At 69.2% G+C, this 1,813-nt stretch carries 2 protein-coding genes; one reads left to right on the plus strand and one right to left on the minus strand.

Going from position 1 to position 1,813, the window contains the following annotated elements; all coding sequences use genetic code 11:
- On the plus strand, positions 1-814 hold an 814-nt coding region (locus AC08ON_RS16145), incomplete at its 5' end, for a hypothetical protein (protein WP_476617266.1).
- 143 nt (positions 815-957) lie between these two features.
- On the opposite strand, the gene AC08ON_RS16150 is transcribed toward AC08ON_RS16145, so the two are convergent.
- Positions 958-1,467: an ester cyclase gene (locus tag AC08ON_RS16150; RefSeq protein ID WP_476608337.1), complete on the minus strand. Its 510-nt coding sequence runs from the start codon at positions 1,465-1,467 to the stop codon at positions 958-960.
- Positions 1,468-1,813 lie beyond the last annotated feature (346 nt).

Below are 1,813 nucleotides of genomic sequence, written 5' to 3' on the forward strand. Positions count from 1 at the left end.
GGGCGGCGCATTCTACCTGGCCTATCGGCTGCGCCGTCCCGTCGGGATCGGCCGGGGCTTCGGCGTCGTCATCGCCCGCTCCACCGACGGGGAGAACTTCACCGAGATCGCCGTCGTGCCCCGGGACCCGTTCGGCGCCGAGAGCCTGGAGCGGCCCGCTCTGGTGGTGACCCCGCAGGGATCATGGCGGCTCTATGTGAGCTGCGCGGCTGCGGGCAGCCCGCACTGGTGGGTGGACCTGCTGGAGGCCGACGACCCCGCGGCGTTCGACCCGGCCCGCCGCCGTGCCGTCCTGCCCGGCGATCCGGCCAGCCTCGCCGTCAAGGACCCGGTCGTGGTCCATTACGACGGGCAGTGGCATCTGTGGGCCTCCTGCCACCTGCTCGACGACCCGCTGGCGACGGACCGGATGGACAGCCGCCACGCCACGAGCCCGGACGGCGTGACCTGGACCTGGACTGGAACGGCGCTGGCGCCCCGCCCCGGCTGCTGGGACGCCCGCGGCGTGCGGATCAGTTCCGTGCTCACGGGCGGCTCCCAGCCGGTCGCCCTGTACGACGGTCGGGCCACCGCGGCGGAGAACTGGGCGGAACGCACCGGTCTCGCCGTCGGGGTGACCGTCGACCGGTTCCACGCGGTCGGCACCGAGCCGGTCGCGGTCTGTCCGGACGGGGACGGCGCCCTGCGCTACGTCAGCGTGGTCGAGCTCCCGGACGGCGGCCGGCGGCTGTACTACGAGGCCTCCCGGCCGGACGGCAGCCACGAGCTGCGCACGGAGCTGCATCCGGCCCCTGAGCCGCCCCCGGTGCCCTGAACGCCGCCGTTTTGCCTGGTTGGGCGGCATCCTGGCGGGGGTGCTGCCGGTTTTAGGGAGGGGTGTCGCGTTTGAGGGACCGGGTTCAGGGAGAGGTGTGGCGGCGCTCGCGACGGGGGCGTGCCCTGACCGCGGGTTTTGGGTCAGGCGATGGCCGCTCGGATGGGTTTGCGGTCGGTCAGGCCCACGCCGCCGCGCGGAGCGTCGGTCTCCCCCTTCATCTGACGGAAGATCGAGTCGTTGTCCCAGTACGCGCGCTCGGCAATGATTTTGCCCGGTTCCTGGCCGCTGAAGATGTAGAGCACAACGCCTTCGAAACGAACCGGACGACCCCGAGGGGCAATGCCGGCGAACTCGCCCTGATGTGTCCCTACCAGGGTCACCTCTCGCCAGGAGCAACCGGGGAGGTCGTATTCTCCGGTAACAGTGATGACGAAGTCCGGTAGGGCAAGGGCGAGCATTTCGTAGAAGTCCTGCACACCGCGGATGCCTTCGTAGCGGGCGTTCATCGGGACGACGTCGTAGAAGGCACGCTCGTCGCGCAGGAAGGTGTCGTAGACCTTCTCCCAATCCTTGGCGTTCTCCTGGCGGATGTGCTCCTCGATGGTCGCGCGCTGCCAGGAGATACGTTCCTCGGTAGCAATAGTGGTCATGGTCTCGGTTTCCTGGTCCTTCTCGTAGAAGGAGAATTCGTTGCGGATTCATCGTACGACAGGTCTGGACGCGGAACAGTTCGGCTCTTCGAATTACGGTGGATGTCGTAATTAGGCGGACACGCGTGGCGGGACGGCTTGGGTTACGGGATGCAGCCAGCAGGGCCGGGTGGATCGGGACACGGCGTTGCGGCGTCCGCCATGCTGGAGCGGAACGTACCGCCCGCACCGGTGATGATCGAGACTGTCAGGTCCCTGTGCGGCCCTTGCCGGCTTCTATCGTGACGGGTGACGCCAGGGCTCGGGGGCGCGCGTGCCCGCGGGTTCGCCCGGTCGGCGGGGGAGG

It is taken from the genome of Frankia sp. CoWAU3, from assembly GCF_977971855.1.

Bases quoted from the DNA above. Each gene is read 5' to 3' on its own strand.
- AC08ON_RS16150 (WP_476608337.1), bottom strand. From the start codon at position 1,467: ATGACCACTATTGCTACCGAGGAACGTATCTCCTGGCAGCGCGCGACC.